The organism is Eubacterium xylanophilum ATCC 35991, assembly GCF_000518685.1.
Taxonomy (GTDB): Bacteria; Bacillota; Clostridia; order Lachnospirales; family Lachnospiraceae; genus Eubacterium_F; species Eubacterium_F xylanophilum.
On the sequence record NZ_JAEB01000009.1, the window covers coordinates 38,155 to 62,579 of the forward strand.

Here is a 24,425-nt window from a genome sequence, read left to right on the forward strand (position 1 = left end):
GAGGATGTTGTGATTAATCTAGAAAAATACAGCGGTAAAAAGTGTGAATTCAATTACATAAATAAGCAGAAGAAATTTCATGCAATTGTGCTGGTTTTGTTTGTGGTATTTGCATTATTGGTTTTCTTTGCAGGTCTCATGATCACACACACCCGCGCTAATATCTATACAGTTATAAGTATCCTCACGGTTTTGCCGGCAGCCAAGAGAGTTGTCTCTCTGGTTGTAATGGTTCCGAATAAATCAGTTTCTAAGGATAGAGCGGAACATTTGTCTGCTTTACTTGGAAGTGAAGATGTATTGTTACTTGACTATGTATTTTCATCGCGAGACAAGCTGTTGAGCTTGGACTATGTGGTTGTTTCAGGAAAGCAAATTATGGGAGTAAAGAGCCAACGCGGATGCGACGAGGCATATATGAAGCAATATCTGTCGGAAACTGTTAGTAAAATATCTGACAGCTATAGCGTTAAAATATTTGAAAATGATGAGAAATTTGAGAATTTCTACCAAAAGGCGACAGGGAAAAAGGCGGAAGCTGATCAAGAAAAGGTGGTAGAGCAACTCAAAATCTTGGCGGTATAAAGATGGTAGAGATAAATATCACAGGTAATCAGGCCGGCCAAAGGCTTGATAAATTGCTGAAAAAAGTATTGGACAAGGCGCCAAACAGCTTTATCTACAAGATGCTTAGAAAGAAAAATATTAAGCTCAATGACAAAAAAGCTGAAGGCAGAGAAATGCTTGAAAAAAACGATAATATCAAGATATATCTGGCGGATGAGACTTTTGACAAGTTTTCAAGCATGAGATCTAGAGAAAAAAATATTCAAAATGACACAAAATTGCAAAAAGAATGTATCAAAATAGATATTGTATATGAAGATGAGCACATATTGGTGCTCGACAAACCAGCGGGTATGCTCTCTCAGGCAAGTAAAAAGGGAGAATATTCCTTAAATGGTTTTGTTGCGGACTACATCGGTAGAACGGAAGTTGGATTTACGCCCTCCATATGCAACAGACTTGATAGAAATACAAGTGGTCTTGTTGTGGCAGGGAAGAGTCTTCTCGGGCTTCAGACAATGTCTGAGCTCATCAAGGAGAGGAGACTGGAGAAGGATTATATTGCGATTGTCGAGGGGAAAATCCGCGAACCGGGAGAAGTTGAAAAGTGGATGATTAAGGACCGAGAGAATAACAAAGTTGTCCTTTATGACAGTGAAGTAAAGGGGAGTAAGTACTCGAGAACAGGGTATGAGCCCCTTAAAGTAAGTGATAGATATACCATGCTTAAGATTCACCTATATACCGGTAGAACACACCAAATCAGGAGTCATATGGCTAGTATCGGACATCCTGTGGTTGGGGATGTTAAGTATGGAAACGGTGGGGCCAGAAGGCAGTTGTTACATTCATATTCACTCAAATTTCCTGAGATGGATGGAGAATTTGCAGCTCTTTCTGAAAAGGTGTTTTATGCGGAGATTCCGCAAGATATGAAGATTATGGGATAGGCGATAGACTTTTCAAAGGAGGACTATTGATGAAGAAAGCAGTTATGTTTTTTGCTGAGGGTTTTGAGGAAGTTGAGGCTCTCACGACAGTTGATTTGTTAATAAGAGCCGGAGTTGATGTGCAACTAGTTTCAATTGCGGATTCTGAGATTGTAAAGGGGTCACATGGAATAGGTGTTCAGATGAATGCCAAGATGGGCGACGTAAGCGTGAAAGACATGGATGCGGCGCTTCTGCCGGGTGGTATTCCGGGAACTCCAAATCTCAAGGCAAGTGAGTTTGTCGGAACATTTATCAAAGACATGTATGCTGCCGGCAAGATTGTTGCCGCCATATGTGCAGCACCTACTGTATTTGGTTATCTGGGAATCGTTAAGGACAAGAAAGTTACTTCTTATCCCGGAACCGGTGATGACATTCAATGTGCGGAATATCTCACTGATAAGGTTGTAATTGATGGCAATGTTATTACAAGTCGCGGCGTTGGAACAGCTATTGACTTTGCCCTTGCAATTATAGGACAGCTAGTTTCAAGTGACGTCGCTGCAAAGATAAAATCAGATATCGTATATTAAAGGAGTTATAAATGCATCCCATAAAACATTTTTGTACAATTACAAAACACCGTCACTATGTAATTAAGCATTGTTTTTACGCTGGAATTCTCTGGCAAGGCTTGCTTCACGATCTTTCGAAGTACACGCCTACAGAGTTTATTCCCGGCGCAATTTATTATGCTGGTGATAAGAGTCCCAACGTGGGCGAGCGAAGAGCCAATGGCTATTCTAAAGCTTGGTTGCACCATCAAGGACGCAACAAACATCATTTTGAATATTGGCAGGATTATGATCCCAAGACTAGGTTTAAGGAGCCGGTGAAGATGCCTCTTAAGTATGTCAAGGAAATGTTCTGCGACCGTCTGGCGGCCAGCAAGATTTACTACGGAGATAAGTATACAGAGGATATGCCTCTGGCCTACTTTGAGAAGGGTAAGTATTGCAGGAAGATTCACCCTGAGACTGCGGCATTGTTGGAGAAATTACTCAAGATGTTAAAGGAGAAAGGTGAGCGCAAGACATTCACATATATTAGACATTTAAAAGACTATTAAGCAATGATATTTTAGTAAATCGAGGTAGAAAATAAATGAAAAAAATGATATGTTATGTAATGATATTTGCTCTTGTAATATCGTTATATAGCGGCGAAAGTATAGGTTATAGAGAAGCAAAGGCTTTGACTATATTTGATTCTGATGCATTCTCCGGGAGTAATAATAGACCGGGAAGAACATACTATAATCCCACAGGAGAGATGAGGGGAGTTTGGGTTTGTTTTTATGATTTTGACAAATATCATCTCAAGAATAAATCAGAGACTCAGTTTCGTCTGAATGCAGACAAGATGATGAAAAAAATACGTAATAACGGATGCAATACTGTATTCTTTCACGTAAGGTCTTTTGATGATGCTGTATGGCAATCGGATACTTTTAAGATGAGTTCCTATATTGCGACAAAGCGACTATCATATGACCCACTGTCAATATTGGTAGAGCGTGCTCATAAGTACAAGCTCGCTTTTCATGCGTGGTTCAATCCGTATAGAGTTACTCAAAAGAAGATATTGAATCCCACACTTCAGTCAACTCAGGATAGAATTGTGAAGGCAGTTAATGAAGTGATACAGGAATACGATGTTGACGGAATTCAGTTTGATGACTATTTTTTCCCATATTCTTCTCACAAGCAGTACAAAAAGTACAAAGGTATTTCCAAAACAGTTAAAAAGATCTATGTCAACAACATGGTTAAGAGGGTTAGGGGCGTTATCAAAAACTTTGATTCAAACATAAAGTTTGGAATAAGTCCTGCGGGAAATGTAGAATTGTGTGAATCCATAGGTGCTGACGTGAAGACCTGGATGGCAAATGATGGATATGTTGATTATATCATTCCTCAGATCTATTGGTCTGACACCTATAGAGTTGGCAAGAAGAATGTGAAAATGTTCAGCAAAAGGCTAAAGCAGTGGAAGAAACTTCGCAAGACTCCAAATGTAAAACTTGTGATAGGTCTTGGTGTATATAAAACCGGAATCTATGATTCTCTTGACCGCGGTTGGAAGAAGTCGAGTAAGAATATTGCCAATCAAATCAAGAAAACAAGAAAAGCTAAGCTTAACGGATACTCACTGTTTGCCTTTGATAATTTGTTCTTGAAGTCGTCAAAAAAGGAAGTCAAGAACATGCTCAAGGCAATTGCCAAGATATCGCTTATCTGCAATCCTATAGGATTCAAAGCGGGAACCAGACGAGCATTTAAAGCTTCAGTTTGGCCATACGTTCTGACGCAGAGAGTTACTTGGAAATCAAGTAATAAATCTGTTGCAAAGGTTACCAAGAAGGGTATTGTAGTGGCGAAAAAAGCGGGTGTTTGCACTATTACCGCTAAGAATAAATATACAAAAAAGAAAATCAAGTTGGTTATTCAGTAACCATTTTTAGAAAGGATAATGTGGAATCAATATGGGAATAATATTAATAGCTGTTGGATTAATATTAACGATGGTGGACATCAATGTGGCATCGACCGTAGCTTACCCGGCTTTTAATGTCAATGGTGATGTTGGAAAATTTGCACTCAGTCCATCTATACAAAAGTATACAGTGGAAAATATTCTCGGAACATCTATTAGATTCGATATATTCTCCGATGTGATTGGACTGGCGCTGTTGCTCGTAGGAGTTATTCTTGTTATTAAGCATAACAAGCAATACTTTTATGCCATTCCTGTGTGGATTGCGGCAGTTGCAGCTCTTGTATGCCTGAGGTTTTCCGGATACTTTGAGCAGGGGCCTTGGCTTGTTATATGGATTTTCCTGTCATACTTTGGCTTATTTGCGGCAAAGGTGTTATTGGAGTATATCATTCTTTATTCGACCATAATTAGCACAGATGTTCATGTAAATAGAGGAACTAATACTAGAATTCTCTTCTGTTGGTGGATAGGAGTCGGAGCTAGAGTATTTATTGTTTTATTGACATTTGTAGGCCATTTTACCGTGGCATATATTTACAAAGGTTTCTTAATTGGGATAGCAATTATCGTTGCTTATAATCTAATTAAGACGAGAGAATACATAGGGCAGAGTGAAATCATCAAGTTCAAAGAGCGCAAACTTCGTGATAAAAATGGTTGGATTGGCGGAGCTGATGAAAAAACAACTATGTAATACGTTATAAAATTCAAAATTATTATTTGTGAAATAATGACAATTTACATTGTCTCCAAAAGATGATAATATTAAAATCGTTCCTAGTAATTATTGTTCCCAAGAGGGAATGGCAGGATGCCATAGGATAATTACAAGGGGCGATTATTTATAATAAGGGGGAATATGAATTTGATAATAGCGTTTTGGGGGAATGCTCCGGGTAAGGCCGGAGTTACAAGTAATACTATTTCTTTGGGATTGTTGAATGCCATATCGAGAAACGAAAGAGTTTTATTGATGGAGAATCATCCCAATATTAACAACATAGGCAACTCGGCAATTTCGCCGGAACTATCGCTGAGTTACAACAGAAAGTGGAAGTACTTCGCTGAGAATGGACTTAGTTGTATGCTCAGTAAGTTCAACCAGACAAGCAGGTTGAGCCAACCAATTGTAAAGAACTCATGTATTGAGATATATGAGGACAAACTATTTTACCTGCCCATGGGGGGCAATAATTATGAACTCCTTGAGTATAGACTTAAGGGGCTCGCCAATACTCTGTTAAATGAACTGGAAGACTATTTTTCAAACATATATATTGATCTCTCCTCTACAAATTTGGAGAGTTCGAGGATTATACTACAAAGAGCGGACATGGTAGTAGTTAATCTATATCAGAACAATCTGGCAATCTCACAATTTATTAAAAACTTCTCGGAGATACAGAAGAAGTCTTTTATACTCATCGGAAAATACGATGATAGATCCAAATTTACAAAAGAATATATCAAGAAAAAATATTCCATTGATTCCAACAGAATCGGTGTGGTACCCTATAATGCAAGGTTTATGGACGCATATTCAGAGGGTGAATTGCGCGATTTTTTACTTAATATCAATGAAAATACCAAGTTTTATAGGAGTATCAAGGCCTCTGCGGAGGCTGTTTGGAAGTATGCCAACAGCGTGGAGTTAAAACTCAGTGGAATGGAGGAATATGACAATAGTGAAGAGATGGACATTGGCATTGGCATTAATAGCTATAACGGTTTTTTCCCAAGTGCAGCACAGCTCGCTTACTAGTACCAATTCCTGTACGGTTTATACTGAAGAGGAACTTCACAGTGCTCTTGCTTCCGAGAAAACTATATCTATATCTCTTGGGTCAAATATTTATATAGGCAGAACACTTACAGCTAGGGGAAAGAAGGTTGTAGACGGCGATGGAAGATATTCGCTTATAAGAAAGATTGACGGGGGAAAGGGTTTTACCGGAAATTGCATTGTTGCTTCCGGAGAATACTTAGGTCTTCGTCGTCTTACATTGAACGGAGCGGGGAAGAAGCTGGATGGATACCGAGGAAGGATATCAAGGGTTATTAGAGTTATGTCAGGTGTATTATCTTTGACAGATAATTCTACAATAAAGGAGAATTATTGTTATAACCTTACATCCGGTGGTGGTGGAATTGAAGTTATGAGAGGAGGAAAACTCATAATTACTTCCGGAATTATCAAGGATAATATGTCATCTGAAAATGGAGCTGGTCTTAAGATTAATTCAGGTGGAGTGGCAATATTAGACAGATGTTTTGTGACAGATAATGCCATATTATCTTCGAAAAAACGTCGCGGGGGAGGCATATATTCTAAGGGGAAACTAGTATATAATTCCGGGAAAATTGAGAAGAATATTATCAGGATGATTGGCTCTAAGGCTTCAAGATCCGTTCATACCAACAATATTTTTTGTGAAAAAGATAGTATATTTATCTCTCATGGTCCCAAAAATGATTTGGATGTTGGTGTGGAAATCAGAGGTTTTAAGAAGAAGAAGGCCAGAGCAATACCAACATCTACACCCAAGGCAAGGGAACGAATAGTGCCGACTCCTAGGATAAGGACAAAGACGCTACCTACGATTGCGCCAACGAGGGAACCTGCGGCAAAAACGACAATAATGCCCACAGTACGACCTACAGTACGACCTACAGTACGTCCAACTGTTAGACCGAGTAAGAAAATAGTAAAGGTTTCAAGCGCACCGACACCATCAATCAGCGAAAATATAAAGCCATCAATAAAGCCAATTAAAAAGCCAATTAATCCGTCAAATCAAAGGGCTGTCGATAAGGAATATAGCATGGATGATATATATGATGCCAGGATTAAAGTTATCAGAGATTATCACAGTGAGAATGAAGGGAAGGTGAACTATTATGAATAGTGGTGGGAACCACAAAGTGAATGTTTCGTTATATATTGCCAGTATAACAAGGTTTTTTAGAGTTCATAAGAGTATAATGAAAGCCATAGAAGCATATTATACGTATGTTGACAGAGAGAATACAGGGATTCGTATAGCCGGAATATTTGCCAGATATCAGGATGAAAATTGTCATGATATATCGTGTGAAGAAGAGGTGCTTGAATGGGTGGAAAAGCTCTTTAACTCGCCGATTGTGACGGATATTCACCAGGTCCTTACAGATTGTCAGCGATATGTATGTAAATACGATACCTGCTTTGAGTTATTTGTCACTTTGTCAGAGAGTTATGATGAGATGGAGAGAATGTTGAAAGAGGGAAATGAAGAAGAGAGATATCTTCTTCGCTGGTATCTTAGAACTATCTATTATCTTGGTCTTGGTTATAGAAAGCTGGATGCCTTTAGATGTGGATTGATAGCTGACCAGGAGAGTCTAGTGAAGCGAGATATAGAGTGTTTTATAGATGATATTTGTGATTTCCCGGATGAATTTCTACCCTATGATAATTTTCTGTCAAATATTCAGAGAAAGTATCTGGAAAGCAGCGGGTGGAAAAATTATATCAAAGACATGGTCATGTGGTTGTATTCTGTTGATAAAAGAATAGTGGTTTCGACAAGCGAATTGGAAAATGAAATTAACAATTTGTTAAGATATAAAAAGACAGGTAATTCAAGTCGACAAAGCGTGGTAAAAAGGCTTGTGTCTAAGATTCTTGTTGGAATATTTGTCTTGATATTCTCCGGGACTATGGGGATCGTTTTAGTGACTAATTATAGTCAGATACAGAAGGAAAATGCCAGGCTGGAACTCTATAAAATTCAGGAAAATCTCTGCCTAAAAGGGGCGGAAGAGGGAGTGATTGAGTCCTGTATCAGTAAATCCAGAGAAAAGGGATATGAAGTGCATATACAGAGAGTCTCGGGGGCAGAGAGCTATGTAGTATCTCTTGATGCGGGAAAGAATATTTTAGGTGAGGAAATGTACTATGAAGGGAAAATATAGAAGATGCATGGTAAGGTTTGTCTAGTATTGGCGCTGCTTATGAGCTCATCTATGCTAGTTTGCGCTTGTTATGGCTATTACAGGGTTCAGAGAGAAGTGGAGGGGAGAGTTAATAGAGCAAGTGCCTATGCACTGGTTGAGCTGGAAAAGATTGGAAAAGATGTGCTGGATGGCAGCAATGAGTTTATGGCTTTTTTCATGGAAGAATACCTTCTAAGTGCGGAGGAGTCTCACATTAAGATCAGGCTGCTTGAGAAAGAGCAGGGAAAGGGGATGGTATTGGAGGTAAGTGAATATGTTAATTATTGGACATGTTTTGGGAAATATTATACTGTCAAGTTGAGTTTATCGGATATGGGAGCCAGCAGTATGTGTTTCTCGTAAAACAAGAACCACTGCGCAATAGACAGTGGTTCTAAAGATTTATTAATCATCTTCGCTAGTCTCCGGTGATTTTAGCAATATATGCACCTTATCAATACGATTTTTCTCAGCTTCGATAACCGTATATGTTGCATATTCATCCTCGGCACTTTCTCCCGGATCAGGAAAATGCTCGAGAAGCTTTATGACATGACCGGAGATAGAATCGTATTCATCTGAGTCGATTGGAAGGCCGAGAGTTTCATTGAGATCGTCTGTAGGCGCGGATCCGAGCACGATATACTCGTTTTCGTTTATCTTTTGAATCTCGTCTTCCTCGTCCTCATCATACTCATCTCGAATTTCTCCGACGATCTCTTCTACGAGATCTTCCATGGTTATAAGACCTGAAAGAGCACCATACTCATCGAGAACGATTGTCATAGGGATAGAGTCTTTTCTCATCTCCATAAACAATTCTGATACGTTCTTGTACTCGTATGTAAAGTTTGCCTCTCTGATGAGACTATTTATATCAAAGCTATCTTGGTCTCCGTCGTAGAAGAAGAAGTCCTTGAGATTGATAATTCCGATAATATTATCAATTGATTCAGAGTAAACAGGCATTCGAGCAAATTTGCACTCGTTGAATTCCTCCTCCAAATCCTGATATGTGATGGATGCTTCGACCATGTTGATGTCCAGTCGAGGAATCATGACATCCTTGGCAATTGTATCACCGAATTCCACGATATTTGTAATCATCTCGCGCTCTTCGCTTTCGATTACACCTTCCTCGTGACTGACATCCACAAAGGTTTTCAACTCGTCCTCTGTTATCTTTTGATGAGAATTATTAGGATCTATTCTCAAGATAAAGAGAACTGCCTTTGTCAGCGTATTGACTATAAAAATAATAGGAGTTAAAACTCTGGTTATAAATAATATGACTCTCCCGTAGCGCAAGGATAACTTCTCCGGATATAGTGCGGCAGTTGTCTTTGGAGTTATTTCCCCAAAGATGAGAACAAGCAGCGTAAGAACTCCGGTAGAGATTCCGACTACAAGACTTGTATTGCGTTCAATACCCAGGTTATTGCATATTCTATATGCAAAAGATGTCACGAGAGATGAAGCGCTGAGGTTTACAATATTATTGCAAATAAGTATTGCGCTCAACATCTTCGCCGATTTTTCCCTGAGTTTCAATACGGTTTTGGCAGATTTATTGCCGTTGTCAGCAAGCGACCTAAGTTTTAGGCTGTTTGCTGTTGTCAAGGCAGTTTCTGCCGATGAAAAGAATCCCGATAATACAAGTAACAAAACTATAATTATTGCAGTTATCGTGTCACTGGGCCCCAAAAATTATCACTCCAATCAAAATAATAAATATATTACAACAAAAATTAGTTCAATGCCTGACGCTTTCTAGCCATCTCATCGCTGTCAAGGTACTCATCATAGGTGGAAACCTTGTCAATCATCCCGTTAGGAGTAATCTCGATAATTCGGTTAGCAATTGTCTGGATGAACTGGTGGTCCTGGGATGTGAAAAGTACAATACCAGGGAACTTAATCAAACCATTGTTGACAGAAGTGATTGACTCCATGTCCAAGTGGTTTGTAGGCTCATCCAACATGAGGCAGTTTGCCCCAAGCATCATCATCTTTGAAAGCATTACACGAACTTTCTCTCCTCCTGAGAGAACATTTACCTTCTTGAGTCCATCTTCACCTCTGAAGAGCATTCTTCCGAGGAAACCACGTACATATGTGGCATCCTTTTCAGGTGAGTATGGCATAAGCCAATCTACAATTGTATCTGTGCTGTCAAAGTCCTTGGTGTTGTCCTTAGGAAAATATGCCTGGCTAGTTGTGATTCCCCATTTGTAATCGCCTTCATCCGGCTCCATCTCTCCTGAGAGAATCTGGAAGAGTGTAGTTGCTGCAATCCCATAGGAACCAACAAATGCGATTTTATCGTCATGGCCAACAGTAAATGATATGTTATCAAGTACTTTCTCGCCATCAATTGTCTTTGAAAGATTTGTAACTGTGAGTACCTCGTTTCCGATCTCACGATCAGGCTTAAAGTCCACATAAGGATACTTTCTACTAGAAGGTCTGAGCTCATCAAGCTCGATTTTTTCGAGAGCTCTCTTTCTAGATGTAGCCTGTTTTGACTTGGAAGCATTGGCGCTAAACCTCTGGATAAACTCCTGGAGTTCCTTGATTTTTTCTTCCTTTTTCTTGTTTGCTTCCTTCATCTGCTTGATCATCAGCTGACTTGACTCATACCAGAAGTCATAGTTTCCGGCATAGAGCTGCATCTTAGCATAGTCGATATCAACAGTATGTGTACATACCTTATTCAGGAAGTATCTGTCATGGGATACGACGATGATGGTATTGTCGAAGTCTATGAGGAACTCTTCTAACCATCTGATAGCGTCAAGGTCGAGGTGGTTAGTTGGCTCGTCGAGAAGAAGAATATCTGGATTTCCGAAAAGCGCTCTTGCGAGAAGAACCTTTACCTTATCGGGATCGGCTAATTCACTCATCTTTTTGTAGTGCAACTCGGTCTCGATATTAAGACCATTGAGAAGAGTTGCAGCATCTGACTCTGCTTCCCATCCGTTCATGGTAGCAAACTCTGCCTCTAATTCACTGGCGCGGATACCGTCTTCCTCGCTAAAATCTTCCTTGGCATAGATGGCATCCTTTTCCTTCATGATGTCGTAGAGTCTCTGGTTTCCCATGATTACTGTATCGAGGACAATATTGTCATCGTATTTAAAGTGATCCTGTTCCAATACAGACAATCTCTGCCCGGGTGTCATAGAGATTTCACCCTGTGTAGGCTCCAATTCTCCTGATAAAATCTTGAGAAATGTGGATTTTCCTGCACCGTTGGCACCGATGATGCCATAGCAGTTACCTTCTGTAAATTTAATATTCACTTCTTCAAAAAGTGCTTTTTTACCAAATCTAAGTGTAACGTTACTTGCTTGAATCATTTTTATCTCCTCACATAATTTTGAATTCTCCTACTATTTTACTAAAAATACGGGATTTTGCAAGTGTTTTTGTAAATAAATATGAATTCTTTTTGTTGAGAGGATTGAAAATTTATGGTAAAATGGGTAAGGATAGCACAATTTTAGTAGCTTGGAGGATAACTAATGAATCTAAAAAACTTTAAAATTTCTGAATCAGATATGATGCGGGAAGGCATAGATTTGTCAGAAAAATTCGGATATGTTCAGTTCGCAGTTTGGAGAAAAGATGCAAAGCGTTGCAATCTTTGCCTGTACAAGGACAACAAGTGCATAGAGAAGATAAAGATGTTTTCTGGGAAGAGCTTCGGCGCGACAGATTTTTTTAGTGTGCGACTTGAAGCTAGTGACATTCGAGGAGAACTAGAGGGCGTGACCTATAATTTTGAATCTGACAGAGTGCATTTTGTGGATCAATATCCAAGGCTCATAAGTGGTCGCCAGAAGTTCGGCAAGAAGGGCAAAGATATCAGGGGATGCTTTGTGTTTGACGATTTCAATTGGTCTGGCGAGAGAAGGAAGCATATTCCCTTCAAGGAAATGATCATGTACCAGTGTCACCTGAGAGGATTTACCAAGCACTCCAGTTCGGGAGTAAAGCACCCCGGAACATTTTTGGGCTTCAAAGAAAAAATCTCATATCTCAAAGAGCTTGGGGTGAATACAATTATATTTCTCCCAATCTACGATTTCAATGAGATTATGACGGCTGAAGAAGCAAAGAGCAAAGAAAAAAAGATTAATTTTTGGGGATATACGAAAGATGCATGCTACTTTGCACCTAAGGCCTCCTATGCTTCGAATCCTGAGGAGGCTGTAACAGAGTGCAAAGAGATGATAAAAGCACTCCATATGAATGGTTTTAATGTTATCCTCGATATGCATCTGGCCGACAAGACTGTGGAGTTTATCACGGAATGTCTTAGATTTTATGCCATCGAATATCACATAGATGGCTTTTTGGTTGATACCAATATTATTAAAGCGGATTTAGTTGAAAATGATCCGATACTCAGGCATTGCAAGTTTTTGGGGAACTACTGGAATACGTCAGGTGGAAAGGCGAGCAGTGAGATATTTGCAAATTACAATGATGAGTTTCTCACGATATCTAGAAGATTTTTGAAGAGTGATGAGGGGCAGGTCTACGACTTTTTCAATGAGTTTAAGCAAAAGGCAGGAGATGTATCAATTGTTCACTATATCACACAGAAGAGTGGATTTACCCTAAGAGATTTGGTTTCCTATGATGTTAAGCACAATGATTCCAACGGTGAGAAAAACTACGATGGAACAGAGTATAATTACAGTTGGAACTGTGGTCAGGAAGGACCGAGCCGCAAGAAAGTTGTGCAGAAGATGCGCTTTAAGCAGACAAAGAATGCTTTTTCAATGTTATTGCTTGGACTAGCAACACCTATGATTTTGGCGGGAGATGAGTTTGGTAGAACGCAAAAAGGAAATAATAATGCATACTGCCTTGACAATACCACGACTTGGGTTGACTGGAGTGGTCTTGAGAAGAATGTGGAGACATTTGAGTTTGTAAAGAAGTTGATTGCCTTTAGGAAGCAGTGCGGAGTATTTTACTGTGATGAGCTGACAACCCTTGATTCAAAGGGCGTTGGTTTGCCGGGGATATCAAATCACGGACGAGAGCCTTGGGTTACAGATTTTTCGTATTACAGCAGAGAGTTGGGGGTGCTTTTTTACGGAAGTTACTACGAGGGCAAGAGCATATATATCTTGTTTAATTTCCACTGGGACAGCCATGAATTCTACTTGCCGGAGATTGGAAAGGGCGATTGGAAGGTGCTTATGAGCACTGAGGAGAAAAAAGGCTCGATTTCCGCCAAGAAGACATATGATGTGGAGCCACGGTCTATAGTGGTATTTGAGCATGATTAAGATTAGGAGCATTTAGCTATGAAATTGATAGAAGTTGATGAAGTCAGAGTTTTCATGAAAAACCTGTTTTGGGCGGAGACTTTTGACAAGTTTTGCGTTGCCGACATTGATATAAAGACTTTGATTTCGTATTCAATAAATGGTAAAGTCAACGCAGGATGGCTGGATGACGTGGCAAAAGAGGCCTATGCTGAAGAGGAGTTTGTATACTGGAGAGATATAAGACAAGTTATATTCTCGCTTATAAAAGGGGAAAATACTCCGGAATTGTTGCGAATCCAGTTTGTAAGTCACGACAGTGCCGGGGGCTCGAGAGGACTGCGAATCCAGTTTGAGGATGGCAATCTCAGCGTCATGAGCACGTATACTCCAAGAGAATTTTCGCTTGATAAGACGGCTGAGAGACTTTGGGATGAAAATGTAGAAAATTTCATAAAGAAGATTATTAGCACTCAATCTCCTTGAGTGCTAAAAAATTCTTGACAAGTCAAAAAAGAAGTATTATGATGATATCAGGGTGTAAAAATGCCCAAAAGAAAAGAGAAAATTTAGGAGAGTGATTATTGTGGCTAAAGAACAGGGAAACTTAGCAATTGATTCGGATAATATATTTCCGATAATAAAAAAGTGGTTGTATTCTGACCACGACATTTTTATCAGAGAGCTTGTAAGTAACGCATGTGATGCAATTACTAAGCTAAAAAAACTAGATATTATGGGAGAGTATGACTTCCCAGATGATTATAAGGCGCGAGTTGATGTGTCAATAAATGCGGAAAAGAAGACTATAACATTTACAGACAATGGACTTGGAATGACCAAGGATGAAGTTAAGGAGTACATCAACCAGATTGCATTTTCCGGAGCGACTGACTTTATAGAGAAGTACAAGGATAAGTCAAGTGAAGATCAGATTATCGGACATTTTGGTTTGGGATTCTACTCGGCATTTATGGTGGCTGATCGCGTTGAGATTAATACAAAATCCTACAAAGAAGACGAGGCGGCAGTTCACTGGGAATCTGAGAGTGGTACAGAGTTTGAGATGGACGAATGTGACAAAGAGGACAATGGAACTCAGATTATCCTTCACCTAAATGAAGATAGCTATGAGTTTTCCAATGAGTACAGAGTTAGAGAGGTACTCAATAAGTATTGCTCATTCATGCCTATCGAGATTTATCTCATCAATGAGAATCAAAAACCAGAGGAGCCAAAAGAAGGCGAGGAAAAAGAGGTTAAGGAGCCTGAAGCAATTAATGATACCAATCCTCTGTGGGCGAAGCATCCCAATGAGTGTACCGAAGATGAGTACAAGGAGTTCTACAGAAAAGTCTTCAATGACTACAAGGAGCCTCTTTTCTGGATTCACCTCAATATGGACTATCCATTCAATCTGAAGGGAATTCTCTATTTCCCTAAGGTAAATCTTGAGTATGAAAACGCTGAGGGCGTGATTAAGCTCTACAATAATCAGGTATTTATTGCCGACAATATCAAGGAGGTAATTCCTGAATTCTTGATGCTCTTGAAGGGTGTTATTGATTGTCCGGATTTGCCACTTAACGTGTCACGTAGTGCTTTGCAGAATGATGGATTTGTCACAAAAATTTCTGATTACATCACAAAGAAAGTGGCAGATAAGCTTACCGGTATGTGCAAAGTTGAGCGTGAAAATTTCGAGAAATACTGGGATGACATCAGCCCATTTATCAAATATGGTTGTCTAAAGGATGATAAGTTCAGAGAGAAAGTACGTGAGTATGTACTTTTCAAGGACCTTGATGACAAGTATATGACAATGAAAGAGTACCTCGAGACTATCGATCTCCCTGAGCCAGAAAAGGCAGAGGAGAGCAAGGACGACAATGCGGAAAATGCTGAGGCAGCAGAACCACCAAAAGCTACAATCTACTATGTAACTGATATGGTTCAGCAAGGACAATATGTAAAGATGTTCCGTGAACAGGGCAAGAATGCATTTGTCATGACAAGTAGCATAGACCAGCCGTTTATCTCAAGCCTTGAAATGGGAGACGACCCAATCAAGTTTATGAGAATTGATGCTGAGGTTACTGAGGATTTCAAAGAAGAAGTCGATGAAGAAGAGATCAAGAAAGACGGAGAAAGCCTCTCCAAACTCTTCAAAAAGGCTCTTGACAATGACAAATTAGAAGTTAAGGTTGAGAAGCTCAAAGATGAGAAGATCGCATCAATGATTACCATGTCAGAGGAGACCAGAAGAATGCAGGATATGATGAGAATGTATTCTGTAGGTGGAATGGGAGAGATGCCTGACATGGGCGGAGAGACACTTGTCCTCAACTTGAACAATGAGTTGGTTAAGTATTTGCTAGACAATAAGAAGTCAGAAAACGCAGATTTGTTCTGCAAGCAATTGTATGACTTGGCACTTATCAGCAACAGACCACTTGCTCCAGAGAAAATGAGCGAGTTTATCCTGAGAAGTAATGAGATTATGTCAATGTTAGCAAAGAAGTAATAGTGTGAGATATAGAGAATTAAGCAGTATTTGTTTCTGAAGAGACAAATACTGCTTTTGTGATTGGAATTTATTAAAATATGATATTATTAGTTTGTGTCCAGCTTTTTTGGGCGGGAATACGGCTAGATTGGCATAAATTGGAATTCTAGCCGTATTGTTAGAAGGTGGATGGAGTTTTGTTACGGTAATTTGGAGGGGAATACGGCTAGAATTGAGAAAACAAGAATATTAGCCGTACTTGCCATCGAATAATGTATAACTTGTTTGGAGATTAGTTACCATAGTACGGCTAATTTATGGATTATAATCAATATTTCCGTATTTGTTATAAAAATGCTTGTACGAACTAATGACGATGCGATCAACATACGGCAAAAATTCTGATTTTAAAAATTTTTTCCGTATATCAGAAAAAAGAGGTTGTTAAGAAAAAAATATAAAAAACACTTAGCGACAAAAAAAGAAAAAATATAGTGCATTTAGAGAGATTATTGTGTATAATAGTAATGTATACAATGATCTCTTTTTGTATGACAAGGATTATCTAGAGATCAAAACTGAAAGGAGAATATTTATGGGACTTATAAAAGCATTAGTTGGAGCTGCCGGTGGCACAATGGCAGACCAGTGGAAGGAGTTTTTCTACTGCGACTCCCTTGAGAAGGACGTTTTGGTAGTCAAAGGTCAGAAGAGAGTTGGTGGAAGATCATCCAACACACATGGCAATGACAATATTATTTCCAATGGATCTGGTATTGCGGTTGCAGATGGACAGTGTATGATTATCGTGGAGCAGGGCAAAATTGTTGAGGTTTGTGCTGAACCAGGAGAGTTTACATATGATTCCTCAACAGAGCCAAGTATCTTTGCAGGTGGACTTGGAGAGGGAATTAAAAACACATTTAAGACTATAGGTAAGAGATTTACATATGGCGGTGATACAGCAAAGGATCAGCGCGTATACTATTTCAATACCAAAGAGCTTATGGACAACAAGTTTGGAACACCTACACCTATTCCATTTAGAGTAGTTGATAGGAATATCAATCTTGACATTGACTTGTCAATCAGATGTAATGGTATCTATTCATATAAGATTGTTGATCCACTTCTTTTCTATACCAATGTATGTGCGAATGTTGAGTCAATTTATAAGAGAGATGAGATTGACAATCAGCTGAAGACAGAGTTTATCAATGCTTTGCAGCCTGCAATTGGAAAGATTTCAGAAGAGGGAGTTAGACCTACAGCATTGCCATCACATGTAGATGATTTGTGTGCAGCGATGAATGAGAAGCTTACTGCGCAGTGGAAAGAGCTCAGAGGTCTTGCAATCGTATCAATTGCCCTCAATCCTATCACTCTTTCAGATGAGGATGCAGAACTTCTCAAGGAAGCTCAGAGAACTTCTATTTATCGCGATCCATCTATGGCAGCAGCTACTCTAACAGGTGCTCAGGCAGATGCGATGCGTGCAGCGGCTTCTAATGAAAATGGTGCTATGATGGGATTCATGGGAATGGGTATGGCTGCTCAGGCAGGTGGTATGAATGCCCAGGGACTTTTCCAGATGGCTCAGAATCAGCAGAATCAACAGGGACAGCAGGGAGCTGCACAGCCAGCTAGTCAGCCGGCAGCTGCGGCAGCAGGTTGGACATGCTCATGTGGCAAAGTTAATTCAGGTAAATTCTGTGAAGAATGTGGTAAACCAAGACCTACAGATACAGTTGGATGGACATGTTCATGTGGAGCAATTAACAAAGGAAAGTTCTGTATGGAGTGTGGAAAGCCAAAGCCAGCAGGAGCACCACTTTACAGATGTGACAAGTGTGGATGGGAACCAGAGGATCCTCATAATCCACCTAAGTTCTGTCCAGAGTGTGCAGATCCATTTGATGATAATGATATTATACAGTAATGAAATAAATAAGACCAACAGTATGCGTTTATTGTCTTACGAACGACGTGAGTAAGACCAGCAATATGCGTTTCCAATTCAACACAAAAGTCCTTAACTCACTGAGTTAAGGACTTTTGTGCTATCTAAAAAAACAAATCATTGCCAAAATAATCAGTACAACCACGGATGCGCCAAAGTAAACTACCGCAAACAAGAATTTACTCTTCAGCAAGTTGATTCCAAAAAGTATAAGTGTGACAAAAAGTAACACCAATGAAATTATATTAGATGCTTTACTGGGGATAACGCCGTATATACCCATAAAAACACTTGCTAATATCAGAATAGGTAATATAAGTCGAAGAAAGTATGAAATCTTTTCCCACATACTCATCTGACTAAAACCATACTTAAGGGAATATTTTCCCGGTTGTGTCATATCATTTTTTCCCATAAAGGAAAGCCTCCTTTTGAATACGCTTTAACAATGGCTTTCTATGGTCATTGAAACGTCAATTCTATAACTTTTTCTTATTTCACTTTGTTTATTATATACTAATATTATGAAAAAAGAAATGTTAATATAATGAAAAAACTATAAAAAAAGTATAACCTGATGAAAAATACCTTTTATAGGGCGATTGCGGCCAAATCGACAAAAAAGATTGTCATACCCCCAAAAACGTATTATAATTATAGGGGAATATCAACAGGAAAGGAAGATTTTTTGAATATTACAGTAGGTGTCGTTGCATATAATGAGGAGGGGAATCTCCCGGAATTGTTAGATGACATACGCAAACAGGATTATCCCAAAGAAAAGACGGAGATTATCCTTGTGGACGGTGGATCGACGGATGCAACATTGAAGATAATGAATGAATTTATGGAAGCGGAGAAGGACAAGTATCTTCGAATCCGGATTTTAGATAATACCAAGAAGATCCAGAGTGCGGGATGGAACCTAGTAATCGGAACATTTTCAACGGAAGCTCTGATTAGGGTAGATGCCCATGCCAGGATTCCAGCTGACTTTGTGAAGGAAAATGTTCTGGCACTCGAGAGCGGTGAAGATGTAGTGGGAGGAGTTCGTCCTACAGTGGCATATGATCAGACCAAGTGGCAGGAGGTTCTTCTTCGAGCCGAGAATTCCATGTTCGGAAGTAGTATAGCTGGATATCGCAGAGACAGTGCCAAGGAATATGTAAGTTCACTGTTTCATGGGTGCTATAGGAAAAAGGTTTTAGACGAGGTTGGATTTTTTAACGAAGAACTGGGAAGAACAGAGGACAATGAGTTTCACTACAGAGTGAGACAGGCAGGATATAAGATTTGCAAATTTCCGACCATATCATCTTATCAGAAGATTCGTCCGAGTTTTGGGAAGATGTGCAAACAGAAGTATGGCAACGGTTATTGGGTAGGTCTGACACTTGGATATTGCCCGGGCTGCTTGAAGATTTATCATTTTGTGCCATTTGTCTTCGTACTGGGGATTATCTTGACAAGCATTCTGGCAGCAGTTGGATTCCCGGTGCTGGCTGTTATTATGTGGGCAGCATATTGGCTATTGGCAATCCTTATGGCGGCAATGGCTATAAAGAATGAAGGCGGTGGGTTCAGAGACCTGCTTTTGCCTTTTATGTTCTTTTTCCTTCACCTAAGCTATGGCATCGGAACATTTTTAGGGGTGATTTATATGCCATTTTGGCTCAGAAAAATCAAAAAAAAGTTATGATGGCGGATTTTCTCCTTTACAAATAGGCGGATTTTCGATATAATAATGTTTGTTGATTAGCTCTCTTAGCACAGTTGGTAGTGCGTCTCACTCGTAATGAGAAGGTCGTCGGTTCAAGTCCGATAGAGAGCTGAAACTATGAGGGTGTCTCTTGGCACCCTTTATTTTATAAAGTAAGGGAGCATGCTATGAAAAAGAGAATTATGCTGTGCGCGATTGCTACTTGTCTTGGAATTGCGCTGACAGCTTGTGGAAATACTGGTGAAAAGGACGCAGATACAGAGGTTACTGAGAATGCCACAGAAGTTATCAGTTATGGCGCGATCGGAGAGGCGCCAAAGATAACTTCCGACAATATCAAGATAGAAGATTACAAGCCTCAGAAAATCAAGAAATTTGAAGAAAAATACGTAAAAAAACTTGAAGAAGGAAAATATTCCGTGAGTAAGCCATATGTGGTTGTAAATCCATATGGTGACGCTCCTCTAAGTGCGTATATTATGTTTAGTCTTAAGGGTGAGTATAAGGTAAAAATCACTGTGCCCGGGAAGACAGAGAATGCGGATGTTAAGGGTGAGATAAGCGGAAAGGACTATTTTCGCGTGCCCGTAGTTGGTTTATATCCCGGAAAGACTAATAAAGTCAAGTTGGAAATCACAGATTCCAAGAAGAAAAAGGTAAAGTCGACAGTAGTTGATGTGAAGACAGAAGCGCTTCCAAAGTGCTTGGATAATGCTATTAGACTTGAAAAAGGTGGAAAGAGCTCGGCATACAACTTGACGATAGTATCAGGACAGAATACCAAGTATCCTTTTGCCTATGATTGCAACGGGGATATAAGATGGTTTGTATCTGAAACAACCGGTTCATATGGAATCTTCCCGTTAAGCAACAACAGATTGATCTATCAAACTGATGCGAGTCTAACGCCGACAGAGGAAAAGGCACAGGCTACTGAGATGTGGGAAATGGACTACATGGGTAGAATATACCAAATATACTTTGTAAAAAATGGAATTCACCACGAGGTGATTGAGAAAACAAAGGGCGGAAATTTACTAGTGCTCTCAAGTTCTATAGATGGTCATATAGAGGATGTTGTCTTGGAGATTGATAGAGAAACCGGCAAGACAGTCAAAGAGCTGGACATGCGTAAAATCTTTGATTCTACATACGTAGACAAAACGGACTGGGCCCACCTAAATACCGTGTCATATAATGAGAAGGACAACTCGATTCTTCTGTCTCCGAGAAATGTTCACGCAGCAGTAAAGGTGGATTGGAAGACCGATGAAATCAAGTGGATTATAGCCAATCCTCAGATGTTTAAAGGGACAAAGCAGGAGAGCAAAGTGTTAAAGCCACAGGGGAATATAATATGGCATTTTCAGCAGCATAGCGTGTATGAGATTCCTTATGATCTTGATGGGGATAAGGATACAATTCATATAATGCTCTATGATAATCACTGGCAGACCAAGCGCAAAGTTGATTTCTTTGATGGAAGAGAGCAGAGTTATGTCATGGTTTATACTGTGAATGAGTCTACAGGTGTAGTTCGCCAAGACAAGGTGTTCCCGGGGGTTAGGTCTATTATAACGTCCAATTGTATGTATGATAAGAAGTCAAGGCATATGTTTTCATTTGGTGGTTATCTATATCCTTTGATAGACAATCGCAAGGGTATGATTTATGAGTTTGATTACAAGACGGGAGCCGTGATAAACCAATATTCCACTTCCAAGTATTTTTATCGCGGATATGAAATGGTTATCGACTGGGACGACTTAAGTAGAACAGCGAAAATTGGAGATAACATCCTCAAGGGTACCCTTCAAGCGCCTACAAAAGTAGAATCAATTAAGAAGGCAGATGGTAAGTTGAGTGATGCCAATGTAAGCTTCAAAATCATAGGGGAAATCCTCTATATGCATACAAGTGACCATGCGATTTCAAAAGTGAGATTTCAGGGTGATAAGTACAACTATGTGGTGGATTACTCCAAGGCGGGAAAAGGCATGAAGTCAAAAGCTAATCAGACTTACAATATAGCTATACCGCTCAGTGGCTTGAAGAGTGATAAATACCAGATTGTAGTTAAATATGGAAGTGAGTGGCTTGATGCTAAAGCCGGTTTTTCAAAGTAGGTGAACTTATGAAAGAGTTTATGAGAACGGAGATTCTCTTCGGAGAAGAGAATTTTAAGAAGTTGGAGTCCAAGAGAGTGATTGTGTTTGGCATTGGCGGCGTCGGCGGTCATGTGGTAGAAGCTTTGGCTCGATCCGGAGTGGGTTATATCGAAATAGTCGATCATGACAAGGTAGATATAACCAATATCAATCGTCAGATAGTAGCACTTCATTCTACTATCGGGCGAGATAAAGTTGATGTCATGGAAGAGCGAATAAAGGATATCAATCCTGATTGTATAGTTGTTAAGAGGCGAACATTTTTCTTGCCTGAAAACAGTCATGAATTTGACTTTAGTCAGTATGATTATGTAGTAGATGCAGTGGATACTGTCACTGCTAAGATTGAAATAGTCATGACGGCAAATAAGGCCGGTGTGCCGATAATAAGCTCTATGGGAACCGGAAACAAGTGGAATCCCATGGAATTTGAGGTTGCAGACATATACAAGACTAGCATGTGTCCCCTTGCAAAGGTAATGAGAAGAGAGTTGAAGAAAAGGGGAGTTAGGCGTTTGAAGTGCCTGTACTCCAAGGAAGAAGTAAAAAAGCCGAAGGTTGATATAGGTGCCCCGGGATCCAATGCTTTCACACCATCGGTTGCAGGGCTTATCATAGCATCTGAAGTGATAAAAGAATTATGTGAGATTTAGACAAGGCCCATATAACTATTATATAATAGTTAGGGTCTTATTTTATTATTAATTCTAATAGTAAAATAGGTTATTATTATTGTGGAAAATGCACAAGTATGATACAATATTTTATGGAAAAGCTGTGTGTTTTCACATAGTAAAGAATTATAAAAGTGGCACGTGGGACAAAGATTGCCACGAGACGAGGAGGATAATATGTTGCAAAGAAGTAAGAAGTTTATCGCAATGGCGGTTGTCAGTGCGGTGGCTGTGTCTGCTATGTCCGGGGGACAGGCTGATGCGGCAAAGAAGTTGAAACTATCTACGAAAAAGGTAGAAGTTAAAGTAGGAAAGACGGCAAAGGTATCGCTTAAGAATGGAACTAAGAGTGGTAAAGTTGCAGTCAAGGTAAGCAGCAAGAAGGTGGTAAGCGTAACCAAGAAGTTCAAGGGCACCAAGGGCTATCTCAAGGTAAAAGGAAAAAAGGCCGGAAAAGCCACCATTAAGCTGACATGTAAAGTGAAGGGGAAGAAGACTAAGTTGACTCTCAAGGTAACAGTTAAGGATGTTGTGAAGAGCAGTGACAACAACAAGGAAACAAGCAAGGCGACAGCAGCACCGGCGGCAACTGCGGTATCAACTGTAGCGGCGACAGAGGTTGCTACAAAAGCGCCAACAGAAGCTCCGACAGTAGCACCAACGGATGCACCGACAGTAGCTCCTACTCCAGAGCCATTACCAACAAACTATCCATTTCAAACATTTGTGAGTCCTAATAAGTTGAGCGATGAAGTTGTAGGCGTGCCAGAGATAATGACATTCCTAGACGGATCCCCTGTAACATTTGAAAAGTGGAATTACAGAGCAGAGGAAATCAGACAGATGTATCAGTACTATATGTATGGAATGTGGCGCGATGGAAAGGGCGAGACAGTAACATATGATAATAGTGGCAATAACATTAATATCAATGTTAAGACTGATGGTTCTGTCAAAGGCCAGGTGAGTGATGGCGATATCTCATTCAGCGCATCTGTAAAAGTTCCTAATGGAGAGGCACCTGAAGGTGGTTGGCCATTCTTCGTTTGCATCAGCAGTCTTCAGGATGAGCAAAATGCTCTCGACAATGGATTTGCCATAGTAAACTTTAGCTGTGGAGAACTCGGCAGTGATAATGCTAAGCATGAAGGAAAGTTCTATGACTTATATCCATATAATAAGGAAGACTGGGAAGAGCAAAGTGGAGCCTTGATTTCATGGGCATGGGGCGCAAGTAAGATTGTCGATGTTATTGAGCAGGGTGCCGGTGAGCAATATAAGCTTAATAAGAACTTCCCTATGGTAGCAGGTGTGTCTAGATATGGTAAGGCAACAGCTGTGGCCGGAGCATTTGACAAGAGATTTAAAATTACTATTCCTGCTTGCTCCGGAGCCGGTGGAATGGGATCATTCCTTTACAATCCGGGTGGAGATGTGACACAGACCTATGATGTATCAAGTCTCGGTTTTGAGGATACAGCTACATTCAGCAAAGGTGGATGTGAGAAGATTGGAGCTCTTCACGTAGGCGATGAATCTGGTTGGTTCAATGAGAACTTTAAGCGAATTCGTATAGAAAATACAGTATTTGATCAGTATATGCTTGCATCGCTGTTTGCGCAGGAAGGTCGTACGCTTATGCTTGTGACCGGATTTAACTGGGATATATGGCAGAACGCACCAGGTCTTTGGTATGTATTCCAGAAAGCTAAGCCAACTTTTGATATGCTTGGACTTAGTGATAACTTGATTATATTCTTGCACGATACATCTATGAGCCATGCCGTAGTCCCAGCGGATGTTGATGTACTTGCTAAGTATTACAAAGAGAAGTATCTTGGACAGGATGTACCTGACTTCAAGATTTCAGATCTTCATACAACACTTTTTGACTATGAAACTACTCCTTCTGGAATCAACAATAAGGCGATTTATGAGGCCCAGATTCCATATAGAACAGGTGAGTATTAAAGATTATTTGCAATGTATGTTGTGGGGGCGGTTTTGACTGCCTCCGCAATTCTTTTTTATGTAAAGAAAAGTTTATCAATATTTTAAAAAAAATTACTCCATTTGGTG

Annotated in this window: 21 protein-coding genes and 1 tRNA gene; 19 read left to right on the forward strand and 3 right to left on the reverse strand. The window is 39.8% G+C overall.

The window, feature by feature from the left end:
• Positions 1-9: 9 nt before the first annotated feature.
• The 10 genes from L877_RS0101725 to L877_RS0101770 all read left to right on the forward strand — a co-directional run bounded on the left by L877_RS0101725 (position 10) and on the right by L877_RS0101770 (position 8,396).
• Positions 10-585 (forward strand): hypothetical protein, encoded by a 576-nt coding sequence (locus L877_RS0101725; protein ID WP_026834619.1) that lies wholly within the window; start codon positions 10-12, stop codon positions 583-585.
• A 2-nt stretch (positions 586-587) separates the two neighbouring features.
• A complete protein-coding gene (locus L877_RS0101730) occupies positions 588-1,517 on the forward strand; it encodes an RluA family pseudouridine synthase (RefSeq protein ID WP_026834620.1) in 930 nt (309 codons plus the stop codon).
• A gap of 29 nt (positions 1,518-1,546) precedes the next feature.
• Entirely contained in the window at positions 1,547-2,092 is a 546-nt protein-coding gene (locus L877_RS0101735) for a DJ-1 family glyoxalase III (RefSeq protein WP_026834621.1), read from the forward strand.
• Between the two features lie 11 nt (positions 2,093-2,103).
• Complete coding sequence (locus tag L877_RS0101740; protein ID WP_026834622.1) at positions 2,104-2,628, forward strand: DUF5662 family protein; 525 nt, start codon at positions 2,104-2,106, stop codon at positions 2,626-2,628.
• A gap of 35 nt (positions 2,629-2,663) precedes the next feature.
• On the forward strand, positions 2,664-4,013 hold the full coding sequence (locus L877_RS0101745; RefSeq protein WP_026834623.1) for a family 10 glycosylhydrolase: 1,350 nt from the start codon (positions 2,664-2,666) through the stop codon (positions 4,011-4,013).
• A 31-nt stretch (positions 4,014-4,044) separates the two neighbouring features.
• The gene (locus tag L877_RS0101750) at positions 4,045-4,752 is read left to right on the forward strand and encodes a hypothetical protein (protein WP_026834624.1); all 708 of its coding nucleotides are present in this window, start codon (positions 4,045-4,047) and stop codon (positions 4,750-4,752) included.
• Between the two features lie 165 nt (positions 4,753-4,917).
• A complete protein-coding gene (locus tag L877_RS0101755) occupies positions 4,918-5,820 on the forward strand; it encodes a hypothetical protein (protein WP_026834625.1) in 903 nt (300 codons plus the stop codon).
• The gene (locus L877_RS0101760) at positions 5,735-6,964 is read left to right on the forward strand and encodes a hypothetical protein (RefSeq protein ID WP_026834626.1); all 1,230 of its coding nucleotides are present in this window, start codon (positions 5,735-5,737) and stop codon (positions 6,962-6,964) included. Before L877_RS0101755 ends, L877_RS0101760 begins: the two co-directional genes overlap by 86 nt.
• Positions 6,957-8,012 carry a hypothetical protein gene (locus tag L877_RS0101765; RefSeq protein WP_026834627.1) on the forward strand — a complete coding sequence of 352 codons (1,056 nt, stop codon included), beginning with the start codon at positions 6,957-6,959 and terminating at the stop codon, positions 8,010-8,012. The genes L877_RS0101760 and L877_RS0101765 overlap by 8 nt, the downstream gene beginning before the upstream one ends.
• Positions 8,013-8,015: 3 nt before the next feature.
• Entirely contained in the window at positions 8,016-8,396 is a 381-nt protein-coding gene (locus L877_RS0101770; RefSeq protein WP_026834628.1) for a hypothetical protein, read from the forward strand.
• A gap of 42 nt (positions 8,397-8,438) precedes the next feature.
• Here the strand turns inward: L877_RS0101770 and L877_RS0101775 are convergent, their stop codons facing one another.
• Both L877_RS0101775 and L877_RS0101780 read right to left on the reverse strand, forming a co-directional pair.
• A complete protein-coding gene (locus L877_RS0101775; RefSeq protein ID WP_026834629.1) occupies positions 8,439-9,737 on the reverse strand; it encodes an HlyC/CorC family transporter in 1,299 nt (432 codons plus the stop codon).
• A 44-nt stretch (positions 9,738-9,781) separates the two neighbouring features.
• Positions 9,782-11,392, reverse strand: a complete 1,611-nt coding sequence (locus tag L877_RS0101780; RefSeq protein WP_026834630.1) for an ABC-F family ATP-binding cassette domain-containing protein — start codon at positions 11,390-11,392, stop codon at positions 9,782-9,784.
• Positions 11,393-11,557: 165 nt separating this feature from the next.
• Between L877_RS0101780 and L877_RS11715 the strand changes: the two genes are divergently transcribed.
• From L877_RS11715 to L877_RS0101800, 4 genes are all read left to right on the forward strand, one after another.
• Complete coding sequence (locus L877_RS11715; protein WP_051437605.1) at positions 11,558-13,339, forward strand: hypothetical protein; 1,782 nt, start codon at positions 11,558-11,560, stop codon at positions 13,337-13,339.
• A gap of 18 nt (positions 13,340-13,357) precedes the next feature.
• Positions 13,358-13,804 (forward strand): DUF5721 family protein, encoded by a 447-nt coding sequence (locus tag L877_RS0101790; protein WP_026834631.1) that lies wholly within the window; start codon positions 13,358-13,360, stop codon positions 13,802-13,804.
• Positions 13,805-13,904: 100 nt separating this feature from the next.
• Complete coding sequence (gene htpG, locus L877_RS0101795; protein ID WP_026834632.1) at positions 13,905-15,842, forward strand: molecular chaperone HtpG; 1,938 nt, start codon at positions 13,905-13,907, stop codon at positions 15,840-15,842.
• A gap of 577 nt (positions 15,843-16,419) precedes the next feature.
• Positions 16,420-17,763, forward strand: coding sequence for an SPFH domain-containing protein (locus L877_RS0101800; protein WP_026834633.1), 1,344 nt, complete (start codon positions 16,420-16,422; stop codon positions 17,761-17,763).
• Between the two features lie 121 nt (positions 17,764-17,884).
• On the opposite strand, the gene L877_RS0101805 is transcribed toward L877_RS0101800, so the two are convergent.
• On the reverse strand, positions 17,885-18,199 hold the full coding sequence (locus L877_RS0101805; RefSeq protein WP_026834634.1) for a hypothetical protein: 315 nt from the start codon (positions 18,197-18,199) through the stop codon (positions 17,885-17,887).
• Between the two features lie 162 nt (positions 18,200-18,361).
• Here L877_RS0101805 and L877_RS0101810 point away from each other — a divergent pair, with 162 nt between their 5' ends.
• The 5 genes from L877_RS0101810 (at position 18,362) to L877_RS0101830 (ending at position 24,317) form a co-directional block, all read left to right on the forward strand.
• Positions 18,362-19,483, forward strand: coding sequence for a glycosyltransferase family 2 protein (locus L877_RS0101810; protein WP_341349117.1), 1,122 nt, complete (start codon positions 18,362-18,364; stop codon positions 19,481-19,483).
• A 59-nt stretch (positions 19,484-19,542) separates the two neighbouring features.
• Positions 19,543-19,615 (forward strand) — tRNA-Thr (locus L877_RS0101815).
• Between the two features lie 56 nt (positions 19,616-19,671).
• Positions 19,672-21,630, forward strand: coding sequence for an aryl-sulfate sulfotransferase (locus L877_RS0101820; protein WP_026834636.1), 1,959 nt, complete (start codon positions 19,672-19,674; stop codon positions 21,628-21,630).
• 8 nt (positions 21,631-21,638) lie between these two features.
• Positions 21,639-22,325 carry a tRNA threonylcarbamoyladenosine dehydratase gene (locus L877_RS0101825; RefSeq protein WP_026834637.1) on the forward strand — a complete coding sequence of 229 codons (687 nt, stop codon included), beginning with the start codon at positions 21,639-21,641 and terminating at the stop codon, positions 22,323-22,325.
• 198 nt (positions 22,326-22,523) lie between these two features.
• Positions 22,524-24,317: a PT domain-containing protein gene (locus tag L877_RS0101830; RefSeq protein WP_026834638.1), complete on the forward strand. Its 1,794-nt coding sequence runs from the start codon at positions 22,524-22,526 to the stop codon at positions 24,315-24,317.
• Positions 24,318-24,425 lie beyond the last annotated feature (108 nt).

What these genes read in the sequence shown, in the direction of transcription:
- L877_RS0101730 (WP_026834620.1), top strand. Translation starts at nt 588, where the DNA reads ATGGTAGAGATAAATATCACAGGTAATCAGGCCGGCCAAAGGCTTGAT.
- L877_RS0101735 (WP_026834621.1), top strand. Translation starts at nt 1,547, where the DNA reads ATGAAGAAAGCAGTTATGTTTTTTGCTGAGGGTTTTGAGGAAGTTGAG.
- L877_RS0101740 (WP_026834622.1), top strand. Translation starts at nt 2,104, where the DNA reads ATGCATCCCATAAAACATTTTTGTACAATTACAAAACACCGTCACTAT.
- L877_RS0101745 (WP_026834623.1), top strand. Translation starts at nt 2,664, where the DNA reads ATGAAAAAAATGATATGTTATGTAATGATATTTGCTCTTGTAATATCG.
- L877_RS0101750 (WP_026834624.1), top strand. Translation starts at nt 4,045, where the DNA reads ATGGGAATAATATTAATAGCTGTTGGATTAATATTAACGATGGTGGAC.
- L877_RS0101755 (WP_026834625.1), top strand. Translation starts at nt 4,918, where the DNA reads ATGAATTTGATAATAGCGTTTTGGGGGAATGCTCCGGGTAAGGCCGGA.
- L877_RS0101760 (WP_026834626.1), top strand. Translation starts at nt 5,735, where the DNA reads ATGACAATAGTGAAGAGATGGACATTGGCATTGGCATTAATAGCTATA.
- L877_RS0101765 (WP_026834627.1), top strand. Translation starts at nt 6,957, where the DNA reads ATGAATAGTGGTGGGAACCACAAAGTGAATGTTTCGTTATATATTGCC.
- L877_RS0101770 (WP_026834628.1), top strand. Translation starts at nt 8,016, where the DNA reads ATGCATGGTAAGGTTTGTCTAGTATTGGCGCTGCTTATGAGCTCATCT.
- L877_RS0101780 (WP_026834630.1), bottom strand. Translation starts at nt 11,392, where the DNA reads ATGATTCAAGCAAGTAACGTTACACTTAGATTTGGTAAAAAAGCACTT.
- L877_RS11715 (WP_051437605.1), top strand. Translation starts at nt 11,558, where the DNA reads ATGAATCTAAAAAACTTTAAAATTTCTGAATCAGATATGATGCGGGAA.
- L877_RS0101790 (WP_026834631.1), top strand. Translation starts at nt 13,358, where the DNA reads ATGAAATTGATAGAAGTTGATGAAGTCAGAGTTTTCATGAAAAACCTG.
- L877_RS0101800 (WP_026834633.1), top strand. Translation starts at nt 16,420, where the DNA reads ATGGGACTTATAAAAGCATTAGTTGGAGCTGCCGGTGGCACAATGGCA.
- L877_RS0101805 (WP_026834634.1), bottom strand. Translation starts at nt 18,199, where the DNA reads ATGGGAAAAAATGATATGACACAACCGGGAAAATATTCCCTTAAGTAT.
- L877_RS0101810 (WP_341349117.1), top strand. Translation starts at nt 18,362, where the DNA reads ATGAAAAATACCTTTTATAGGGCGATTGCGGCCAAATCGACAAAAAAG.
- L877_RS0101820 (WP_026834636.1), top strand. Translation starts at nt 19,672, where the DNA reads ATGAAAAAGAGAATTATGCTGTGCGCGATTGCTACTTGTCTTGGAATT.
- L877_RS0101825 (WP_026834637.1), top strand. Translation starts at nt 21,639, where the DNA reads ATGAAAGAGTTTATGAGAACGGAGATTCTCTTCGGAGAAGAGAATTTT.
- L877_RS0101830 (WP_026834638.1), top strand. Translation starts at nt 22,524, where the DNA reads ATGTTGCAAAGAAGTAAGAAGTTTATCGCAATGGCGGTTGTCAGTGCG.